Consider the following 19796-nt stretch of genomic DNA (forward strand, 5'->3'; position numbering starts at 1 on the left):
GGAATGTCTGGAGAGGCAGTCGGCGGGTCAGGCCGGGGCGTAACTGAGATAGGCGACCATCATCTCGGCCACCGCCCGGTGGGCGTAGTCGGAGACGCTCTCTCCGCCATCGACCGGAAAGGCCTCGACGACGCGGCGGCCAGCCAGCACTTCGGACAGCTCCTCGGGCATCAGTCCGTTCTCGATGGCAGCAGCCACGGCTGCCCTGCCATAGGTGCGGCGAACATGCTTCGGCGCGATAGCGCCTGCAAGAGCCCAGGCGCTCGCGGAGCTAGCCGCTTCAATTCTCGCGTCGTGATAACCCATGACCATCAACCCCATTCGTCAGAATCGTCCCATGATGAGTGCCGCCGAGATCGGCGAGACATGCATGGTGAAGGCAACGATTATGTTTGGGGTGACGGATCTTCATTGCGCCCTCGCGTCGGCAGCGAGCCGATAGACTTGTCGACAGGCGAAACTATAGGCGAAGGCTCGCGAAATGTGCTTCCAAATGTCCCGCATTCCGCAGGTGAGAGCTCTCTCCCGACCGGTCGATCGGGAAAGTTCCTGGTACCGATGCTCAGATGCCGACGGACCGTCATCGGGCCGAGCCGGCCATCGCGTCGGAAACCGGCGCCTCGTCGCGGGCGCCGACGAAGCGGCCGAACAGGCGCCAGAGCAGGGCGCCGAGGCTGTCCATCAGAAGGAACACGGCCGGCACGAAGACCAGTGAGAGCAGGGTGGAGACGATGAGGCCGGAGATCACCGCCACCGCCATGGGTGCGCGGAACTCGCCACCGACACCCAACGCCATCGCCGAGGGCACCATGCCGGCGGCCATGGCGATGGTTGTCATCACGATAGGGCGCGCCCGCTTGCGGCCGGCATCGACGATGGCGGTGACGCGGTCGACGCCGCGCGCCATCTCCTCCACGGCGAAATCCACCAGCATGATCGCGTTCTTCGTGACCAGCCCCATCAGCATCAGGATACCGATGACCACGGGCATCGATATCGGCATATTGAGGATGAGGAGGCCGAGGATCGCGCCACCGATGGAGAGCGGCAGCGAGAACAGGATCGTCAGTGGCTGAAGAAACGAACCGAACAAGAGAACGAGAACAGCGTAGACCATCATGATCCCGGCCCCCATTGCCAGCAGGAAGCCGGAGAAGACCTCGCCCATGATCTCGGCGTCGCCGGTCTGGCGAATGGTGACGCCAGGCGGCAGCGACTTCGCGGTGGGTGTTTCCAGGGCTTGAGCGATGAGCGAGCCCAACGCGTCGGACCCTTCCATGTTGGCCTCGACCGCCACGCGGATTACGCGGTCATAGCGCTCGATGGCGCCCGGTCCCTGGTCGAGCTCGATATCAGCCACAGCGGCGAGAGGCACGGCGCCGCCGTTCTTTGCTGGGACCTTGAGGTTCTCCAACCGCGAAATCGCGCCGCGCGCCGCCTCGGGCAATTGAACGCGGATCGGAATCTGGCGGTCGACGGCGTTGAACTTGGCCAGGTTCAGACCGATATCGCCGATCGTCCCGACTCGTACGGTCTCGGCGATGGTTTCTGTGGAGACGCCGAGATCGGCGGCGGCCCCCTCTTTCGGGCGGATGCGCACTTCCGTGCGGTTGAGCGGTGCGGTCGACATCACGGAGACGAGGTGTGGGATCGCCGCCATGTCGCGCTGCAGCCTTGCCGCCACTTCGGCGACGATCTCGGCATCCGGCCCTCCGACCACAAGGGCGAGGTCGCGCTGGCCGGAATCGCGCAGGGACCAGGAGCGGATGTCCGGTTCCTCCGCCAGCAACGCGGCGATGTCGGTCTCTACCGCCGCCTGCTTCTTCGAGCGCGCGTTCTTCGGAGTCAGGTTGACGATGAGGGTGGCGAGCCGGGTCTCCTTCTTGCCCCCCACCTGACGACCGCCATCGACGAAGACCGAGGTGACTTCCGGCAGGGAACGGATGCGTTCGACCACTCGGTCAGCGACAGCTACGGTGTCTACGAGCTTCGCGCCAGGTGCGAGTTCCACCATGAACAGCGTGCGGGCATTGTCCTGCTTCGGCACGAAGCCGGAGGGCAGCAACCCGGTGGAGGCGAGCGAACCGGCAAACAGCACGAGGCCGACGATGAGGGTGATGACACGGTGGCGCACAGACCAGCCCACCAACCGGCCATAGGTGCGCATCACCCATCCCTCACGTTCGTCGTAGTGATGGCCGTGGTCGCGTAGGAAATAGGCAGCGAGCATCGGCGTGATCAGCCGCGCCACGAGCAGCGACATGAACACCGAGACGGCTATGGTGAGCCCGAACTGCATGAAGTAGCGGCCTGCGATACCGCCCATGAACGAGACCGGCGCGAACACCGCGATCAGCGTGGCGGTAATGGCAATGACGGCGAGACCGATTTCGTCGGCGCCCTCGATCGCAGCCCGGTATGCTGACTTTCCCATCCGCATGTGCCGGACGATGTTCTCGATCTCGACGATGGCGTCATCCACCAGAATGCCGGTGACGAGGGTGATGGCGAGCAGGCTGATGCCGTTGAGGGTAAAACCCAGCGCATCCATCGCCCAGAAGGTCGGGAAGACGGAGAGCGGTAGGGCGACCGCCGCGATCAAGGTCGCGCGCCAGTCCCGCAAGAACAGGAAAACCACGATGACAGCGAGAACAGCGCCCTCGATCAGGGTGTGCATCGCCGAATCGTAGCTTCCGATCGTGGCCGAAACCGATGAATCGATGACGTCGAAAGCCACGTCGGGATAGGTTTTGCGGAACTCGTCGATGCGCTTCTCGACGGCTGTCGCCACCTCGGCATCACTGGCGCCCGAGCCGCGCGAGACCGCGAAGGCGACGACCGGCTCGCCATTGAAACGCGCGAAGGTGCGCGGCTCCTCGATGGCGTCCTGCACCACAGCGAGATCGTCGAGACGAACCTTGCGTCCCCCCGGTAGGACGATGGACGTCGCCTTGAGCTCACGTACCGTGCGAGAAGCGGCAAGCGTCCGAATCGATTGTTCGCGACCACCGACCTCGCCACGTCCGCCCGCCATGTCAGCTGAGGTCAAGCGTAACTGCCGGTTCACATCCGCGGCGGTGATGCCGAGCGCCAGCAGGCGGTCGGGCTGGAGCACGACGCGGATCTCGCGCGCGACGCCGCCGACACGCTCGACCCCACCGACGCCCTTCACCCCCTGGAGCGAGCGGGCGATCTTGTCCTCCACCAGCCAGGAGAGGTCGGCAAGTGTCATCGCCGGGGCCTTCACGCCGTAGATCAGAATCGGCAGGCCTGCGATCTCGACACGGCTGATCACCGGTTCGTCGATGGTGCGTGGCAGGTTGATGCGGATCTTCGAGATTGCATCCTTTACGTCGTTGACCGCGCGGTCAGTGTTCACCTCAAGACGAAATTCTACCGTCGTGACGGAGGATCCCTCTGTGATCGCCGAGGTGATGTGCTTCACGCCGCGTACGCCGGCTATTGAATCCTCGACCCATTTCGTCACCTGGGTCTGGAGCTCGGATGGGGCAGCGCCGGCCTGCGTGATCGCCACCGAGACGATGGGCACGTCGATATTCGGCATGCGCGTGACTGGAAGCCCACGAAAGCTGACGAGGCCGAGAACGATCAGGACGAGGAACAGAACCAGTGGGCCGATCGGCTTGCGGATCGCCCAGGCGGAGACGTTGAGGCGCATCGGCACAAACCGTGTTCGCGAGATGGAAACAACAGAGCCCGGCTGTTCCGGGCACTGTTTCAGGGAAGGCCGGCTTCAGCGGTTTCGCGCGGGGACGGGCCGTTCGCGACGGCGGGAGCCGGCGTAACGGTAACCGGGATGGCGCGGACCCGGTCGCCGTTACGCAGGAAGCTTCCAGAGCGCGCGACCACGGCCTCGCCTTGGTTGAGGCCTGAGCGGATTTCGATATCGTCATCGTCTGAGATGCCGGTGCGCACGGTCCGCGCCTCCACGAGGCCATCGGCGACTATGAGGACGCTACTGCGCTGCGGCCCGCCATATAGAACGGAGGCCTGGGGCACGGTGATGCCACGGGTTCGTGCCACCTCAATTGCCCCTCGAGCAAAGGTGCCAATACGCAGGCGCGGATCGGGATCGAGCCGGACGCGGACCTTGCCGAGGCGGGTTGCCTTATCGACCTCCGGGTAGACGGCGCGCACGCTGCCTCGCACGCGCTCGCCAGTGGTAAGCTCCATCGAGGCGGGTGCCCCCTCCTGCAACAGTGGCAGCTTGGTCTCGATGACCTCGCCTTCGAGCTCAATCTCGCCTCTGGCGATGAGCCTGAACAACGGCTCAGAAGAGGAGGAGGCTGCCATACCGACGCGGGCCGTACGGCGGTTTACGATACCGGCTTCCGGCGCGCGGATCTCGGTGCGGGCGAGGCGCAATGAGAGTTCGTCGCGCAGAGCCCGCGCCTGAGCGAGTTCCGCCCTTGCGATGACCAGACCATTGCGCGCGAAGGCGAGCTTGCCCTCCGTTTGACGCAAGGCCGCAGTGCGCCCCTCCATGATCGCCGCTGTGCCGTTGCCGCTACTCATGAGTTGCTTAGCTCGCTCGAAGGCAAGGCGCGCTTCCATCTCGGCGGCTTCCGCCTGCTCGATATTGCTCTGTGCTTGCGGCACGGTGGCCGACGCCTTGCTGACCAGGGCGTCCTGCTGAGCGATCTGCTGGTCGATGAGATCGCGCGAGAGCCGTGCCAGGATCTGGCCTCGCTCTACGCGCATGCCCTCCTCGACCAGCACTTCGGTGACCCGATAGCCCTCGATTTCGGGCGTTACTAGGATTTCGTCACGGGGAACCAGGGATCCGGTAACGACGACCTGCTCGACGATTTCGCGGCGTGCCGCCTCGACAGTGCTCACCGCCGGCACCGGCTTGTTTGGAGCCAGCGCGACCTCAGCGAAGGCCGAACCCGACGGTAGGCCAAGAATGAGAACGAAGGGACGGACGACCTTGAGGACGGAACTCATCGGCTACCCTCCAAGAGAGAGTGGGACGGAAAACCGAGCGAGACGGGAAGCGCGCCGGCCTCCGCCTCCTGCGCCGCCGTCGGCAGCCGTCCGTCCAGTCCCGCCTCGATCAGGGCGCACAAATGCGCCGCGGCGGGGGCTGGATCGAAGGCTGGCCAGAGCGCCAGGTTCACGAGAATGCCCTTCATCAGCGGGTTCAGCGTTTTGTCGTAGAGAATGGCGGCATCGCAGGCCGGTGAGGTTGCCAGAGACGAAAGAGTCTCGACAAACCAAAGGCGGGCCTCGGTCTCGCCTCGCTCGACCATGCCGGCAATGTCGGGGTTGCGAGTAGCCTCGGACCAGAGATCGACGCGCAGGACCGCGCTCTCGCGGGTCGCCCGGGCGAAGTAGCGTTCGAGGATGCCCATTAGGGCCCCACGGCGATCGCCGGCCCGCTCCATCTCTTCGACGAGGGTCATACCATGCCCGCGCTCACGCTCCGCGAGGCCTAAGACAACGGCCTCCTTCGACTTGAAGTAGTGGTAGATGTTGCCTGCGGTCATCCCGGCTTGACGGGCGAGATCCTGCATCGTTGTGCGGTGGAAGCCATTGCGGACGAAGCAAATCTCGGCTGCATCGAGGATGTCCTGGCGGCGGGTCGACTGGCTGCTTCGAGGCTCAGTGAGGACGCCGGCGCTCATGATGCGGCCCCCGTATTCGCGACGATGCCCACACCTTGAGCATTGATCGATCCGCAGGAGTACGCATGTCCACCAAGGTCGGCGCAGACCCGCGCCTGCCACCCATCCGATCCTGCACCCGTCCAGCCAATGAAAGCGAGCCAACCGACGAGAATCAAGAGCCCCGGCAGAAGATTGGACATCCGGCAAGCGGAGCGGGCCGAGGCCATAATGCGCTGGGAGATCCCATCGCGAGGCGCATCCACGTCATCGTACCAACCTAGATCGCCCATCGCGGCCTCCTGTCTCTCCGCAAATCTATTGAACGTTCATTCAAACGTCAATGAATGAACGTTCAATAGGAGCTAATAATGTTATCCGACTCCCTCCTCGCCGGAATGAGCGGCGCTCCTAGTTTAACTCCCATGCACTTCATGATTCTGACCGCCGCCCTCGTGTCATTCTTCAGCAGTTCGGCCCAGGCAGATCCGTGCAGGGATCTCATCGAAAGCGTCGTGGCTGAGACGAAGGCCACGCTCGTCAACCGCACCGTTGATTTCGCGGAAATGTCGGTCACCAATGGGATGACGCTGACACTCGCCTGCGGTGACCCGTCTGCTGTCGGAGTCCAATTCAAGGGGGAGACGCCGAGCGATGACTACTATGACCTGTTCGGCCGGGCCGGGCGGATCGCTACCGGGATTGCACCAGACCTGATCGTAGCCGCAGCTCGCCGCGCCCGCGAGCAGGCGGTCATCTCCCGCCACAGCCATGCCGATGCGGCGACATCTCTCGTCACGTGCTCTGTCATAAACGGGAGCCGTGGACCAATGACCGGCTGCGCGGTGGTAAATAAGCGCGACCGCTGAGGCATCCCCCCTGGGTCGCTGCCGAGCAAAGTATAGGTGCGCCACAGCAGGCCTTACGCCGGTGCGGTGGATTTGCTCGATGATGCTCGGCTCGATGCTTCGGCCCAGTCAGATTTCCCGGTTAGCCATAGGAACCCACCTGCCGATGGTCGAGCCGGGTAGGCGACGTCGTCGCTCGTGAAGAAAAACGTCGTGGGTATAAGCAGACGCTGACTATCAAGAGCGGATAGCTGCACCTCGGGGCATCTACCCCGGTGGTGTTCAGGGATGCATCTTCGGCGACGAAGAAATTAGCTGTCTCGCCGCCGCCATTCACATTGTCTCCGGAGAGCCGCCCCCCTCCGGAGCCTACCGTCGATGAACAAGGACAGCCAGTGCTTCTTACGGGAGGATCAGGCTGAGGCACCGGCGGAAGAGTCGAACAGGAAATCGTCGGTGGCTGGGACAGTGACAGACAGGCCGGAGCCGTAGGCCGCTTTTGATAGGCGCCAGGGGCGGTCGGCCTGGGCGCGGATAGCCTCGGACGGACGCAGGCGCCGCAATGCCCCTTCTTCGCTCAATTCCTCGACGGTGAGGAAGCCGTAGACCTGCAGGCGGGCGGCGATCAGCTTCGTCTCACGATCACCCGCCGCAACCGCGAGCGTTCCGCTGGCATAGACCGCATCCATCAGCGCGCGCTGATCGACCCGCCTCGCGGCTAGGGAGGGCGATACGACGGGAGCCTGGGGCTGGGGCCTGCCGGGACGTCGGAAGGGAACCACGTTGTCGATCGCCGTGTGAACGCTACGCATACACCGTTACCCTTACAAACCACGCGCGGAGACCAGCGCATGTCGCCCCGGCCCCAACGATCGCTAGGTTTCGACGAGTCGGATTAATGGGCGGTTTACGGTAAATCCCAGCCCTGTCCCGAAGGTGCACCGCCTTGTACTTCACACGGAACCGAGGAAATTCCCTTACGCCGACCCACCCGAACGACGATGCTCGCCCGTCCGGACACACATGTTTCGAAACAGGAACAGAGCAAAGCATTTGCCAGTTTAAATGCTTCGTCCTCTAGTTTATGAAGAAGGTTTTATTCTATCGGATAACGATATGCCATGGGAGCTCGGCTCCACCCAGCGCCATCCCGACGAATTGCCGAATTGAGATACGGCTTTCTGGTTGAATAATCTTGGGTGAAGGTGACTCTCTCAAGTCGGAAATTAGCATATAGCCACGTCTGCCGTTCATGGCAGGCCTTATTGCAACGATCGATCCAAATCGGCAGGCTCTCGCTGCGGATGAGAGCATCTATATTCATAACATTGGGAATGAGGACCTTTGGCTGTGGAGGTGATCTGGGCTGCGCCTTATGGCGTTGGCTACGTCGAACCTGGGGGCAAGCGCGTCCGCATCGTGGCGGTGCCCCTGCATCAGCTAACCTGTCCCAACTTCGCAGGACGCCTCCTCGACGGCCCCTTGTCACGACCGCCTTCGAAGGCATGGACGCCAGCAGGGGATGCCGACTTCAAACCGGCAACACGCTCCTTATCGATACCGGAGCCTGGAGCGTGCTGGAGTCGGCCTTTCGCTTGAACGCTCTATGAGGAATCCCTAGCGCAGGGATTGCCGCCCGCTCAGCGGGATCGAGGGAGCCGCCGAATTGGTGCTTTCCTTGTAGATCGGCACGATGAGCCGCAGCCAACCGCGCGTTTCCTGACCGCCGTAATTGCGCTCCACCACATCCCGCGTGACATAGGCCTGAACGTTCACAGGCCCGAAATTGTAGCCGACGAGGCCGCCGACGGCGATCTGTCCCTGGCGGCGATACCCGGGAAATCGGGTGGGCATGTCAGTGGAGGCGAAGGCTACCGGGCCGACCTCCCACTTACCGAATTTCTTGGTCGCGGTGAGGTCGAGGTTGAGATAGTCGGGATAGGCCACACCTTGGGCGGCCACCGGATCAACGAAGATTCCGTAGAGCAGATTAGCGGTCAGGTTCAGTCCGTTACCGGTATAGCTCGCAGCGAAGCGATGGCTGAGGGACGCGTTCCGGGTGAGGAACTCCGTCTCGATCGGCAGGTATCCGCCGAAGAGATAACTCACGCCGAAATCGTTGCCGAGGTTCCAGGCGAGTTGGGCAGCGAGCAGTGGTTGGCCGATGCCGCTCTGATAGGCTACGCCTCGCGGACTCGACGCTACGACCGGCTGGATCGCCGCCAGGTTGAGGCGCGCGCCCAGCAGGTTCCAGGGCGTCGCCCAAAGGAAGGTAGGCAGATTGATATTAGATTCGGAATCAAGCGGCCGGGTATCGCGGACACCAAAGCTCGACGTGTTGACGAAGTAGAGGCCGACGGGAAGCTGGGCGCCAACGGGGAGACCGACCGTCTGTCCCGGTTGCGCCGCAGAACCGGCCTGGACCGGTCTTGAAGCCAGGGTGGTCAGGCCGAGGCCGACGCACAGGGTGAGACCGAGCGTGTATGTCGCGTGACGGGTACCGTGAATCATCCAGTGCCTCTTCTTCGAGCGTGATGGGAAGAGCGCTGCGTTCGAGCAAGCTCTCCTTCATCGACGCACCAGCACCGGATCTCATTCCCCACGTATCGTCATCTCATCTGCGAATGTCACCTAAAGGTCACATATAGATAAAGAGGCAATTCTCTCGCGAAATACCTACAAATTAAAGCAGCGCTCATTATTTGTATAACCGGAAATATTTATTTGTACTCTTGCCGTGATAACGTTTGCCAATGCGAGATCAAAATCATCGGCTTCGCGTTTGCAGCGCTCGCAGGTATTGATGTCCGCGACGTCGTTAGCGCTGAATCACGGCGTCGGCGCAACACCAGCGGGGGCCGGCAAGGCTACACGTTTCTCGGGATTCCTGATCTGACTATATACGACGCTCGAAAAGCTGCCGATGACCGCGTGCCAGCCGATCTTGCCGTAGGCCGGATCATGGCGCCCAGCCTGGCAGAACACTGTCGTCAGCCCATTGACGATGTCGTCGTCCTTGGCCCCTCCGGCGGCTGCCTTTACCTTGGGTAGCAGAGAGCCGATGACCGGAATGAAGTTCTCTGGTGCCAGCCCTTTGAGCTTGTTGGCACTCCCCGCATCGGCGATGGCCTTAGCGACCTCGGGTTGCGCAATCTCAGCGCAGGGCGCCGTTCCGGCGAGCATGGTCTGAGTGGCGGTCCGGGCGGTTGTGACGATGCCGCGTTCGGCGATGACGGGGGCGTTGTTGCCCCACGCGTTGCGGATGTAGTCCGTGACGTCGGCGACCTCTCGGTCGGTCATGCCGGCCCCCACGGCCGGCATCGGCGCGTAGCCGTTCTGGGCAGCGAGGCCGCCGAGGATGATGCGGATCACCGTCTCGGGGCCTTCCGACTGCACCGAGGTATTGCCGGCGAGCGCCGGGATCGCCCCCTCGACGCCCTGGCCGTCCGGCTTGTGGCAGGAGGAGCAGTAGCTGAGATAGGTGGCCGCTCCCGGCGCATCGGCCTGGTTGAAGGCCTGGATGTCCTTGATTTTGTAGCTTTCTTTGGCTTTCTGGGTGCGCAGGTAGGCGACCATCGCCTTCAGGTCGGCATCGGTCAGCCTGGAGAGGGATTCCTCGATGGTCTGACGCATCGGCCCGGCTGCGACGCCCGGCCGGTTGCCGGGAGCGGCACCGGTCTTGAGGTATTCGACCACCTGATCGTCGGTCCAGGAGCCGATCCCGGTGTGGTCGTCGGGGGTGATGTTGGGCGCGTACCAGCCGTCGATGACCCCGCCACCGAGTTTGCCCGCCAACCCGCTGTTTCCGACGATCTTGTTGGCGTTGTGGCACATGCCGCAATGGCCGAGGCCCTCCACGAGGTAGCCGCCGCGATTGACCTCGGCGCTGGCGTTCGAATCCGGCTTGAACTCGCCCGCGGTAAAGAACGCGGTGCGCCAGGTAATCAGCGCGCTGCGGATATTGAAGGGGAACGGGATCTCGGAAGGTTTGCGGGGCTCCTTCACCGGCTCGAGGGAGCGCAGATAAGCAAAGATCGCATCGGAATCGTCGCGCGTGACCTTGGTGTACCAGGCGAAGGGGAAGGCCGGATAGAGGTAGCTGCCCTCGTTGTCGATGCCTTCGTGCAGGGCGCGGTAGAAGTCGTCGGCGGTCCATTTGCCGAGCCCGGTCTCGTCGTCCGGTGTGAGGTTCGGCGTGCGGATTTTCCCGATCGGCGTGTTGAGGACATAGTTCCCGGCAAAGGGCCTGCCGCCCGGTGCCGAATGGCAGGCGACGCAATCGCCCGCCGTCGCCAAGTATTCGCCCCGCTTGATCTGTTCCGCATCTTGGGCCGAGACACCGGTCACGGCGGCGATGAGACCGGCCGAACCGAGCAGAAGGGCAGATATGCGACGCATGATGCCGGTTCTCCACTCATGAAGCCGAAGGTTGGACAGCAGCAATTCAGGCACGCTTCGTGACCGGTCTGCCCGGTTGGCGAAAATCGGGCATCGCCGGATCGGATGCGGAACGCGACCCCCCAAACATGCGCAACGCGACCTCCCCTAGATGCGCCATCAGCGAGGCGATGAGGCAGAGCGCAACCACCGTCCAATCCGAGCCGATCAGCGCGGCGCGGATCGCCAGCATCAGCGCCGCGCCCGAGGCGAGATTGCAGAAAAGGGGCGGAAGAAGCGGGCGATCTCGCCCATGAAGGCGCCATGCCACGAGGGCGGCGGCCTCCAGGGCCACGAGACCGAGGATCACGTCGATGATCCGCCCGGAGGCGAAGAGCGACGCCAGGGTCGCCGCATCCGGAATCATGCCCGGCTTCCGACATCGCGGACCGGTACGGCCCGGCCGAACAGCCCGTTCAGCCGCACGATCGCCCGGTTGAGCAGTGTCGCGACGCTGACCCAGGCGAGGTAGGGCGCGAGCAGCAACGCCGCGATCCCCGAGGCCTGGGCCGTCACCGCGATCAGCGCCACGATGGAGAGCCAGAGGGCGATGACTTCGAGATAGGCCCAGTCCGGCCGGCGTAGGCGGAAGAAGATGCCGCTCCAGGCGATGTTGAGACAGAGGTTGACGCCGTAGGCGACCAGCAGCGCGGTGCGCGCCGAGGTTCCGGCATCCGCGTGCCAGGCCATCACGGCGGAGATCGCCATGAGGGTGAAGATCGTGGTCCAAACCGGGCCGAAGGCCCAGTCAGGCGGCTTCCACGAGGGACGCCGCAGGGATTGATACCAGTGGCCGGTCGTCGTCAGGAGGCCACCGGCAAGGGCGGTGACGAGGGCGGCGGCCGCCGCAGCCACGACCGGGCCGGTCTCGTAACCGCCGATCACGGCGAGACCCAGCGGAACAGGTGCGCCAGATCCTTGAAGAAGATCCGCACATGGGCGGCGGGCTTTGCCCGGACCAGTTCCTTGTTCATGTAGGAATCCCAGGTCAGCTGCTGGACGTCCTTGTCCTTGCAGATCGAGACGAAGCGCTCGCGCAGGGAATCGTTGCGGTACCAGACCCACTGCATCATGCGCAGGATCAGGAAGACGCGGCCGTGCAGGCGCATGAAGCGTCGCCGGGCAAGGGCCAGGGATGCGGCCTTGCCGGTGGCGAGGAAGGTGTCGGCCGCCTCCGCCGCGAGCCGGCCGCCGAGCATGGCGTAGTAGATGCCCTCGCCCGAAGCCGGGGCGACGATGCCGGCGGCGTCCCCGGTGAGGAGCACGTCCCGGCCATTGTCCCATCGCCTGAGCGGTTTCAGCGGCAGCGGCGCGCCCTCGCGGCGCAGGGTCTCGCCGGCATCAAGGCCCGTGGAGGCGCGCAGGGACCGGATCGCCCCGCGCAGGGAGAACCCCTTGCGGGCGCTGCCGGTGCCGATGCTGATCGTGTCGCCATGGGGGAAGACCCAGGCGTAGAAATCCGGCGAGAGCTTGCCCTGATAGTAGACGTCGCAGCGCGTCCCCTCGACATCGCCGCTCCCATCCGCCGGCCGCCGGACGATCTCGTGATAGGCGAAGACTTGTTTCATGGCCGCGTGCCCGGGAATCTCTGCTCGGCCGACGACCGAGCTCGCGCCGTCCGCGCCGATGACGAGGCGGGTGCGAACCCGGTACTCCGCATCGCCCGAGCGGTAATGCACCACCGCCCCGCCTTCCGCGTCGCGGATGATGCGGGTGAAGCTGCCCGGGCGGTGGTCGGCCCCAGCCAGGGCCGCGCGGTCGCGCAGCCAAGGGTCGAAATGCTCCCGGTCGACCATGCCGACGAAGCCGTCGCCGATGGGCATGTCCACCCGCTTGTCGGCCGGTGAGATCATGCGGGCCGAGCGGACGCGGGCGACGAGCAGCGCGTCGGGAATGGCGAAGTCGCGGATCAGGCGCGGCGGGATCGCGCCGCCGCAGGGCTTGATCCGCCCCGGCTTGTCGAGGAGCAGCACCCGCCGCCCCATCCGGGCGAGATCGGTGGCGGCGGTGGCCCCGGCCGGGCCGCCTCCCACCACCACGACGTCGAAGGTCTCCAATTCCGGCATGGGTCTCACCTCAACGACAATCGGGGCTGGAGCACGGGCTCGGCGGGGCGGGCAGGGCGGCGCAATTGCGTCGCAGCGGCATGCTCGATCCGCATGGCCAGGGCGGCGCCGACCAGGAACAGGGCGGCCTCGGCCAGGAAGACGGCGGCATAGGCATGGACCGGTTCGGGGCTGACGAGGCGGGCGAGATCCACCGCCATGGTCCCGAGGAAGCCTCCGGCCCCGAAGGCGACGCCCTGGGCCGCGCCCCAGACGCCCATTCGGGTGCCGCGCTCGGCCTCGCCACCGGCACCCGCCAGACCCATCATCGAGCCGATGGCGGCCACGGCGAACATCCCGTTGAACAGGCCAAGAGCGAAGACGGCGGCGCGCAGGGGGAAGTCCGGGCCGACGAGGCCACCGACGGCGATTCCGGCCAGAGCCAGCGCCGAGCCGGCGCAGCCGGTGGCGGTCCATACTTTCAGCGAGCCGAGATAGGGACCGCCGATTCCCATGGTGAGGCCGGCGACGGTGATCATGCCGGCGAGCACGCCGCCATGCTGGAGACCGGACAGCTTGGTGGTGGCCCCCGGCGTCATCGCGAAGACGAGGCCGGCGAAGGGTTCGAGGATGAGCTCCTGCGCGCTGTAGGCGAGCATCGCCACGAAGATGAAAATGGTGAAGCGGCGCGAGGCCGGCTCCGACCAGACCCGGGCCAAGACCTCGCGGAACGGCCGCTTCCCGCGGGCATCGGACGGTGCGGCCGCCGCGCGGCGCGGCTCGATTCCACGGATTGCGAGACAGGCGAGGGCGAAGGCGGCAAGCGACACCGTGCCGGAGACCATCACCAGCCGGACACCGGAGAACGGATCGAGGAAATGTCCGGCGATCGGCGCGGTGATGGCGAAGCCGGCGATCATCATCACCCAGACGATGGTGGCGGCAGCCCCCCTGCGGCGCGCATCGACGCCGCCCGCCAGGAGAACCAGGAGAGAGGTCCCAGCCGCGCCCGCGCCCATCCCCACCAAGAGGAAGGACAGGATGGCGAGGGCGATGCCGGTGGAAAGCTGCGTTTCCATGAGGGCGGTCGCCGCCGCCGCACCGAATCCGCCGAGGCAGAGCGCGGCCATGCCGCCGACGATCCAGGGCGTGCGCCGCCCGCCCACATCCGAGCCGTAGCCCCAGCGCGGGCGCAGAACCTGCACGGCGTAGTGGAGGGTGACGAGGGCGCCGGGGATCATCGCCGGCAAAGCGAGCTCTACGACCATGACCCGGTTGAGGGTCGAGGTCATGAGAACGACCACGGCACCCAAAGCGGTCTGAACGAGGCCGAGGCGGACGATGGCGAGCCAGCCCAGCTTCGGCGCCATCACGCGGCTCCCTGCTGCGCGAGGGCCCTGAGGGCGAAAGCCGCCACCAGCATGCCGAGCACGTAGAGGGTGGTGCCGGTACCGTTGTACCAGGCTGCCCGCTCGCGCGGGCTCCGGAGCAGGCGGGACATCAGCGCGAGTTGCGCCACGAGCAGCCCCGTGACGAGGGCCGCGTGCCCCGCGCAGTTCCAGGCCGAGAGGAGGAGGATCACCGCCAGCTGTGGAAGGGCCATGACGAGGCAGGCGAGGCGCGCGGCCCGGTCGATCCCGAGCTGGACCGGCAGCGAGCGGAGATTCATGCGCGCATCCCCTTCCACCGACTTGAAGTCGTTGAGGGTCATGATGCCGTGGGCACCCACCGAATAGAGGAGGGCCACCGTGAGAACGCGGTGGTCGGGCAGGGCGCCGGCCATCACGGCGGCACCTGTGAACCAGGGCAGGCCCTCGTAGCAGAGCCCCACTGCCGCGTTACCCCACCAGCCGTTCTGCTTCAGCCTCAGGGGCGGCGCGCTGTAGATCCAGGCGAGGACGAGACCGAACAGCGCGGCGCTGAGGATCCAGACCCCGAGCGAGGCCGCGACGGCGAGGGAGAGGGCGGTCCAGGCCAGCGCGACGTAGAGGCCCCAGCGGCCGGGCATCCGGCCGGACGGGATCGGGCGCAGCGGCTCGTTGATCGCATCCACATGGCGGTCGTACCAATCGTTGACCGCCTGCGAGGTCGCGCAGACCAGGGGGCCGGCGAGCACGATCCCGGCGAGGATCAGCGGCCAGCGCCCCTCGGCCGCCATACCCGATGAGACCACGCCGCAGGCGAAGGCCCACATCGGCGCGAACCAGGTGATCGGCTTCAGAAGCTCGACCAGGGTGGCTGGAGCGGGGATGCCGACGGAAGCGGCGGGAGGGGTGGACGCCGACGTTGCCATGCCCCGAAGCTAGGGGCCGACCGTCGGAAGTGTCAAGAAAGATTGACACATAAAATGCCAATCTTGTGCGACATTTGGCCTGCCGGAAGACAGGCCTGAACTATTGTTCGTCGGCAGGCTCCGGCGCATCGAGATCGCCGATGCCATAACGGCGCAGCTTGGCGTAGAGGCCCTGCCGGCTGAGCCCCAGCATCTCGGCGGCAGAGGCCCGGTTGTCGCGGGTGATGCGCAGGGCCGCCTCGATGCAGAGGCGCTCGATCAGGTCCGTCGATTCGCGCACGAGGTTCTTCATCGAGACCCGGCCCACGAGTTCGGTCATCTGCTCGACGGAGCGTGGCAATTCCCGACCGCCCAAAGCCGCCGCCGTGCGGCGCGGCGTCGAACGGATGGTGAAGCCGAGGCAGGGTTGCCCGGCGCCGGGCACCGCGACGGCGGCGACCTCCACCTCCTCCACCGAACCGTACTCGCCCCGGAGACTCGTCGCGAAATGGCGCACCGAGCCATGCTGGCCGAGGGTGGAGAACAGCGCGGCGGCCTCGGTCTCCTCTCGGCCGAGCCAGCGATCGAGGGGTTCGCCGCGCACCTGTTCCTCGGTGGCGAGCTGCACGAGATCGAGGAAGGCGGCGTTGGCGGCGAGGATACGGCGGGCCGGATCGGTGACGACGAAACCTTCGGGCAGGCTCTGGATCACGTCGAGGGCGGAGGTGCCGGCACGGCTCGGTCCGGCCACCTCGGCGGGGCCGGAGGAGAGGCGCAGGAGCGCGCTCGTGGCGTTCTCCTGGCGGAACAGGGAAGCGGCGACGCGGGTCTCGCCGCGACCGTTGCCGAGCTGCGCGACGAGATCGCCGGCCTGGCCGGTGATGCGCAGGCCAGCGAACAGCGATTCGAGTTCGCGGGTGCTGGCGGAATCGAACAGGTCGACCACGTCCTGTCCGATGATGCGCTTCTCCGCCCGGCCGAGGAGGCGGGCGGCGGCCGGATTCACCTCGGTGACCCGGCGGGTGGCGGCATCCACCACCAGGACAGGCTCGCCGGCGAGCTGGAAGAGCAGACGGTAGCGGGTCTCGGCGCCGCGCAGGCGCAGGTAGTCGCGTTCCAGGGCCTGCTGGGTCTCCGCGAGCTTTCGCTGGAGCACGGCCATGGCGCGGAGATTGCGGCCGATGGCGATGATCGGACCACCATTCTCCAGGCGCAGGGCGGAATAGCGGACCGGCAGGTCGATGCCGGTGGCGGAGGGATGGTTCACCTGCCGCCAGCGCGTGACGGCGCCCGGGGCGGCATCGCGCAGGAGGGCGGCGATCTTCGGCCGGCTCTCGACCGTGACGGTATCCATCCAGGGCTGGCCGAGCCAGGTCTCACAGCCTTCATCGGCGAAATCCGCGTTGCCGAAGGCCGCATCGCGGATGATCCCGTCCGCATCGACCACCAGAGCGAGATCCGTCGCGGCCGCGACGAGAAGCCCGGCCGACTCCGCGTCCAGGGGACCGAGTGCCTTACGAAGCGCTGCGAAGGTTTCCGCCGCGGCGGGAAGTGCCAGACTGGTCAAGGATCACCACGATGTGACGACGTCGAGCCGGTCTTTCAGCAGGGTCTGGCCCGCGGATCAAGCAAGCTCTCGGCGATGGTTATGGCAAGGCGTGCATCACCCGCCGTCGCGTCCGCGCCGACGAGTGCCGAATATTCGGGATGGTTCATGAAGATCGGCCCGCCGACCATGACACGGACCGATGGATTGCGCGAGGTGCGACGAAGCTCGGTCACCAGCCGGGTGAGGGTTGGGAGCAGGGTTTCGCAGCCGAGCGATACGCCGATCACATCGAACCAGCCCGTGCTGGCGGCGCGGATCGCCTGGGAATGCGCGGAATGGGCCGCACTGGTCACATCCCATCCGGCGTCGCGGAAGAAGCGTTCGACGAGGGAGAGACCGAAGCTGTGCGTCTCGCCGGGACAGGCCATCAGGAAGACGCTGCGGCCGTGCGGGTCCGGCGCCGGCTCGTCGCGAAACCGGGCGGTGAGCTCGTGCATGATGCGCTGGAGCCGGCCCATGGCGATGGTGAGCTCGGCGAAGTCGCAGAGGTCCTCTTCCCACAAGAGGCCGAGATGGCGGGCCGTGGGGGCGAGGAGATCGAGGAGCAGGCTGTCGAGGGCGAGCCCGTCATCAACGAGGCGCGCGATCCGGTCTTCGACATCCTCGCCGTCCGGTGACAGGACCAGCGTGGCGAAATCCGTGATCTGCTCCGTGCTCGGCAGGATTCCCGGGCGGTTGGCACGGGAATCCGCCCGGTGGGCGAGCATCAGGCGAGGGATGATCTCCGCCTCGATGACACTGGCGAGATCGACGTCCCACGCGGAGTTCCGCTCCTGCCTGGCCCTGCCAGGATATAATGCGAATTCCGACGAGGCGCACTCGTCCAATGCAACCGGCTCGATCCCGGAAGCCGTGCGAAACCGCCAGACATCATCCATTGGGTCCTCCAATGTTTTATGACGGCTTCTTGATCCAGCTCGATCTTGATTGTCGAACTTGACGTCTTCGACTTAAAAAGCGTCCGACGCTGCTTGCAGTGCGACAAGCGGGCCTTGTCGATAACGATACGCTTCACAACCCATTTGGCAATCCAGCAACTCACATTATTATGCATCAATGTCGTAAATTTAAAATGACGTAAAGCCAGCTTGACACTTATTCCGCCGGTTCATACCCTCCTCGGCAACGGACCCTGACCATGCGGGGCCAAGCCGGGACAGGGTGGAACCGATGCCTGCAAGAGGGGGCCAGCCGACTCGACCTCTCTACTCGCCGGCCGAGCGCGCCCGGCGCGACGCCTCCCGCTGGACCCTGGTCCAGGGCATCCTCGCCCCCCTCCAGTTCCTGGTCTTCCTGATCAGCCTCGGCCTCGTCCTGCGCACATTGGCGACGGGGGAGGGCGCGCAGATGGCCAACGTCTCCATCGTCGCCAAGACTTTGCTGCTCTACGCGATCATGGTCACGGGCTCGATCTGGGAGAAGGACGTCTTCGGGCGTTACCTGTTCGCCCCGGCCTTCTACTGGGAAGACATGGTCAGCATGCTCGTGCTGGCCTTGCACAGCGCCTATCTCGGGGCGCTCGTCACGGGCGCCCTCACGACGGCTAAGCTGATGCTCCTGGCGCTCGCCGCCTACGCGTCCTACGCCGTCAACGCCGCGCAATTCCTGCTGAAGCTGCGCGCCGCCCGGCTCCAGGCCCCGTCCCGCCTCGTCCTCTCACCGGAGGGCGTGCGATGAATGCCCATGCCAAGCTCGGCAACTTCGACCCCGCCTGCGGCGTCGAGATCCGGCAGGAGCGCGGCCAGCGGGCGGTGTTCTGCGGCCTCACCGGGATCGTCTGGCTGCATCGCAAGATCCAGGACGCCTTCTTCCTCGTCGTCGGCTCGCGCACCTGCGCCCATCTCATCCAATCGGCCGCCGGGGTAATGATCTTCGCCGAGCCGCGATTCGCCACCGCCATCATCGACGAGCGCGACCTCGCCGGCATCGCCGACATGAACGACGAGCTCGACCGCGTGGTGGGTCGGCTGATCGAGCGCCGCCCCGAGATCAAGCTGCTGTTCCTCGTCGGCTCATGCCCGTCGGAGGTGATCAAGCTCGATCTCGGCCGCGCGGCGCAGCGCCTGTCCCGCGGGCTGTCTCCCCAAGTCCGGGTGTTGAGCTACTCGGGCAGCGGCATCGAGACCACCTTCACGCAGGGCGAGGATGCCTGCCTCGCCTCCCTCGTCCCTTCCATGCCGGCCGAGGCGAAAGATGCCGCCCCCTCGCTCCTCGTGGTCGGGGCGCTGGCCGACGTGGTCGAAGACCAGTTCGCCCGTATTTTCGCAGAACTCGGCATCGCCCCCGTGCGGTTCCTGCCCGCGCTCCGGGCCGGCGAGATGCCACCGGCGGGCCCGAACACCCTGACGCTGCTGGCCCAGCCCTTCCTCGCCGACACGGCACGGGCGCTGGAGGAGCGCGGCGCCACGCGGCTCGCCGCCCCGTTTCCCCTGGGCGCCGAAGGCACCACCGGATGGCTCAAGGCCGCGGCGGACGCGTTCGACGTGGCCCCCGCCCGGTTCGCCGCGGCGACCGCCGCGGGATCGCGCCGCGCAGAACAGACGCTGGCGCCCTACAGGGCCATGCTCGGCCGCCGCCGCGTGTTCTTCTTCCCCGATTCGCAGCTCGAAATCCCCCTGGCGCGCTTCCTGTCGCGGGAACTGGGCGCCGAACTCGTCGAAATCGGCACGCCCTACCTGCATCGCGGCCATCTCGCCGACGAACTGGCGCTGCTCCCGCGCGGAACCACAATCGTCGAGGGTCAGGATCTCGATGCCCAGATGGACCGGTGCCGGGCGGCCCGGCCGGACCTGACGGTGTGCGGCCTCGGCCTCGCCAACCCGCTGGAGGCGGAGGGGCTGGCGACGAAATGGTCGATCGAGCTGCTCTTCACCCCGATCCAGGGCTACGACCAGGCCGGCGACCTCGCCGAACTGTTCGCCAGACCCCTCGTCCGTCGCACCCGGCTGGAGGTCTGAC

General features: G+C 65.8%; 17 protein-coding genes. 3 read left to right on the top strand and 14 right to left on the bottom strand.

Features of this window, described 5'->3' with window-relative positions:
• Positions 1–27: 27 nt before the first annotated feature.
• The 4 genes from ACYQOP_RS16625 to ACYQOP_RS16640 form a co-directional block, all read right to left on the bottom strand.
• Positions 28–198, bottom strand: coding sequence for a hypothetical protein (locus ACYQOP_RS16625; protein WP_244477986.1), 171 nt, complete (start codon positions 196–198; stop codon positions 28–30).
• A 382-nt stretch (positions 199–580) separates the two neighbouring features.
• Positions 581–3679, bottom strand: a complete 3099-nt coding sequence (locus tag ACYQOP_RS16630) for an efflux RND transporter permease subunit (RefSeq protein ID WP_461223104.1) — start codon at positions 3677–3679, stop codon at positions 581–583.
• A 59-nt stretch (positions 3680–3738) separates the two neighbouring features.
• Positions 3739–4968, bottom strand: coding sequence for an efflux RND transporter periplasmic adaptor subunit (locus ACYQOP_RS16635; RefSeq protein WP_461223105.1), 1230 nt, complete (start codon positions 4966–4968; stop codon positions 3739–3741).
• Positions 4965–5648: a TetR/AcrR family transcriptional regulator gene (locus tag ACYQOP_RS16640; protein ID WP_207411767.1), complete on the bottom strand. Its 684-nt coding sequence runs from the start codon at positions 5646–5648 to the stop codon at positions 4965–4967. The genes ACYQOP_RS16635 and ACYQOP_RS16640 overlap by 4 nt, the downstream gene beginning before the upstream one ends.
• Positions 5649–6052: 404 nt before the next feature.
• Between ACYQOP_RS16640 and ACYQOP_RS16645 the strand changes: the two genes are divergently transcribed.
• Positions 6053–6496 carry a hypothetical protein gene (locus tag ACYQOP_RS16645; protein ID WP_461223106.1) on the top strand — a complete coding sequence of 148 codons (444 nt, stop codon included), beginning with the start codon at positions 6053–6055 and terminating at the stop codon, positions 6494–6496.
• A gap of 392 nt (positions 6497–6888) precedes the next feature.
• On the opposite strand, the gene ACYQOP_RS16650 is transcribed toward ACYQOP_RS16645, so the two are convergent.
• The 10 genes from ACYQOP_RS16650 to ACYQOP_RS16695 all read right to left on the bottom strand — a co-directional run bounded on the left by ACYQOP_RS16650 (position 6889) and on the right by ACYQOP_RS16695 (position 17716).
• Positions 6889–7287, bottom strand: a complete 399-nt coding sequence (locus ACYQOP_RS16650) for a hypothetical protein (protein WP_461223107.1) — start codon at positions 7285–7287, stop codon at positions 6889–6891.
• Positions 7288–8092: 805 nt separating this feature from the next.
• Positions 8093–8986, bottom strand: a complete 894-nt coding sequence (locus tag ACYQOP_RS16655) for a transporter (RefSeq protein ID WP_461223108.1) — start codon at positions 8984–8986, stop codon at positions 8093–8095.
• Positions 8987–9304: 318 nt separating this feature from the next.
• Positions 9305–10873, bottom strand: coding sequence for a c-type cytochrome (locus ACYQOP_RS16660; protein WP_461223109.1), 1569 nt, complete (start codon positions 10871–10873; stop codon positions 9305–9307).
• Between the two features lie 46 nt (positions 10874–10919).
• Positions 10920–11279 (bottom strand): hypothetical protein, encoded by a 360-nt coding sequence (locus ACYQOP_RS16665; RefSeq protein WP_461223110.1) that lies wholly within the window; start codon positions 11277–11279, stop codon positions 10920–10922.
• Positions 11276–11797, bottom strand: a complete 522-nt coding sequence (locus tag ACYQOP_RS16670; protein ID WP_461223111.1) for a TspO/MBR family protein — start codon at positions 11795–11797, stop codon at positions 11276–11278. Before ACYQOP_RS16670 ends, ACYQOP_RS16665 begins: the two co-directional genes overlap by 4 nt.
• Positions 11794–12978 carry a geranylgeranyl diphosphate reductase gene (locus ACYQOP_RS16675; RefSeq protein ID WP_461223112.1) on the bottom strand — a complete coding sequence of 395 codons (1185 nt, stop codon included), beginning with the start codon at positions 12976–12978 and terminating at the stop codon, positions 11794–11796. The genes ACYQOP_RS16670 and ACYQOP_RS16675 overlap by 4 nt, the downstream gene beginning before the upstream one ends.
• A 5-nt stretch (positions 12979–12983) precedes the next feature.
• Positions 12984–14327: a BCD family MFS transporter gene (locus tag ACYQOP_RS16680; RefSeq protein WP_461223113.1), complete on the bottom strand. Its 1344-nt coding sequence runs from the start codon at positions 14325–14327 to the stop codon at positions 12984–12986.
• The gene (gene chlG, locus ACYQOP_RS16685) at positions 14327–15250 is read right to left on the bottom strand and encodes a chlorophyll synthase ChlG (protein WP_461223114.1); all 924 of its coding nucleotides are present in this window, start codon (positions 15248–15250) and stop codon (positions 14327–14329) included. Before chlG ends, ACYQOP_RS16680 begins: the two co-directional genes overlap by 1 nt.
• Positions 15251–15350: 100 nt before the next feature.
• Positions 15351–16796 carry a transcriptional regulator PpsR gene (gene ppsR / locus ACYQOP_RS16690; RefSeq protein ID WP_311273855.1) on the bottom strand — a complete coding sequence of 482 codons (1446 nt, stop codon included), beginning with the start codon at positions 16794–16796 and terminating at the stop codon, positions 15351–15353.
• Positions 16797–16831: 35 nt separating this feature from the next.
• On the bottom strand, positions 16832–17716 hold the full coding sequence (locus ACYQOP_RS16695) for a cobalamin B12-binding domain-containing protein (RefSeq protein ID WP_246747883.1): 885 nt from the start codon (positions 17714–17716) through the stop codon (positions 16832–16834).
• A 292-nt stretch (positions 17717–18008) separates the two neighbouring features.
• Between ACYQOP_RS16695 and bchF the strand changes: the two genes are divergently transcribed.
• A complete protein-coding gene (bchF, locus tag ACYQOP_RS16700) occupies positions 18009–18515 on the top strand; it encodes a 2-vinyl bacteriochlorophyllide hydratase (protein ID WP_461223115.1) in 507 nt (168 codons plus the stop codon).
• Complete coding sequence (locus tag ACYQOP_RS16705; protein WP_461223116.1) at positions 18512–19795, top strand: ferredoxin:protochlorophyllide reductase (ATP-dependent) subunit N; 1284 nt, start codon at positions 18512–18514, stop codon at positions 19793–19795. The genes bchF and ACYQOP_RS16705 overlap by 4 nt, the downstream gene beginning before the upstream one ends.
• The last annotated feature ends 1 nt before the right edge of the window (position 19796 follow it).

Source organism: Methylobacterium sp. CM6247 (genome assembly GCF_054817925.1).

Coding starts and splice junctions, on each gene's coding strand:
- ACYQOP_RS16630 (WP_461223104.1), bottom strand. CDS start 3,679: ATGCGCCTCAACGTCTCCGCCTGGGCGATCCGCAAGCCGATCGGCCCA.
- ACYQOP_RS16635 (WP_461223105.1), bottom strand. CDS start 4,968: ATGAGTTCCGTCCTCAAGGTCGTCCGTCCCTTCGTTCTCATTCTTGGC.
- ACYQOP_RS16640 (WP_207411767.1), bottom strand. CDS start 5,648: ATGAGCGCCGGCGTCCTCACTGAGCCTCGAAGCAGCCAGTCGACCCGC.
- ACYQOP_RS16645 (WP_461223106.1), top strand. CDS start 6,053: ATGCACTTCATGATTCTGACCGCCGCCCTCGTGTCATTCTTCAGCAGT.
- ACYQOP_RS16650 (WP_461223107.1), bottom strand. CDS start 7,287: ATGCGTAGCGTTCACACGGCGATCGACAACGTGGTTCCCTTCCGACGT.
- ACYQOP_RS16655 (WP_461223108.1), bottom strand. CDS start 8,986: ATGATTCACGGTACCCGTCACGCGACATACACGCTCGGTCTCACCCTG.
- ACYQOP_RS16660 (WP_461223109.1), bottom strand. CDS start 10,873: ATGCGTCGCATATCTGCCCTTCTGCTCGGTTCGGCCGGTCTCATCGCC.
- ACYQOP_RS16665 (WP_461223110.1), bottom strand. CDS start 11,279: ATGATTCCGGATGCGGCGACCCTGGCGTCGCTCTTCGCCTCCGGGCGG.
- ACYQOP_RS16675 (WP_461223112.1), bottom strand. CDS start 12,978: ATGCCGGAATTGGAGACCTTCGACGTCGTGGTGGTGGGAGGCGGCCCG.
- ACYQOP_RS16680 (WP_461223113.1), bottom strand. CDS start 14,327: ATGGCGCCGAAGCTGGGCTGGCTCGCCATCGTCCGCCTCGGCCTCGTT.
- chlG (WP_461223114.1), bottom strand. CDS start 15,250: ATGGCAACGTCGGCGTCCACCCCTCCCGCCGCTTCCGTCGGCATCCCC.
- ACYQOP_RS16695 (WP_246747883.1), bottom strand. CDS start 17,716: ATGGATGATGTCTGGCGGTTTCGCACGGCTTCCGGGATCGAGCCGGTT.
- bchF (WP_461223115.1), top strand. CDS start 18,009: ATGCCTGCAAGAGGGGGCCAGCCGACTCGACCTCTCTACTCGCCGGCC.
- ACYQOP_RS16705 (WP_461223116.1), top strand. CDS start 18,512: ATGAATGCCCATGCCAAGCTCGGCAACTTCGACCCCGCCTGCGGCGTC.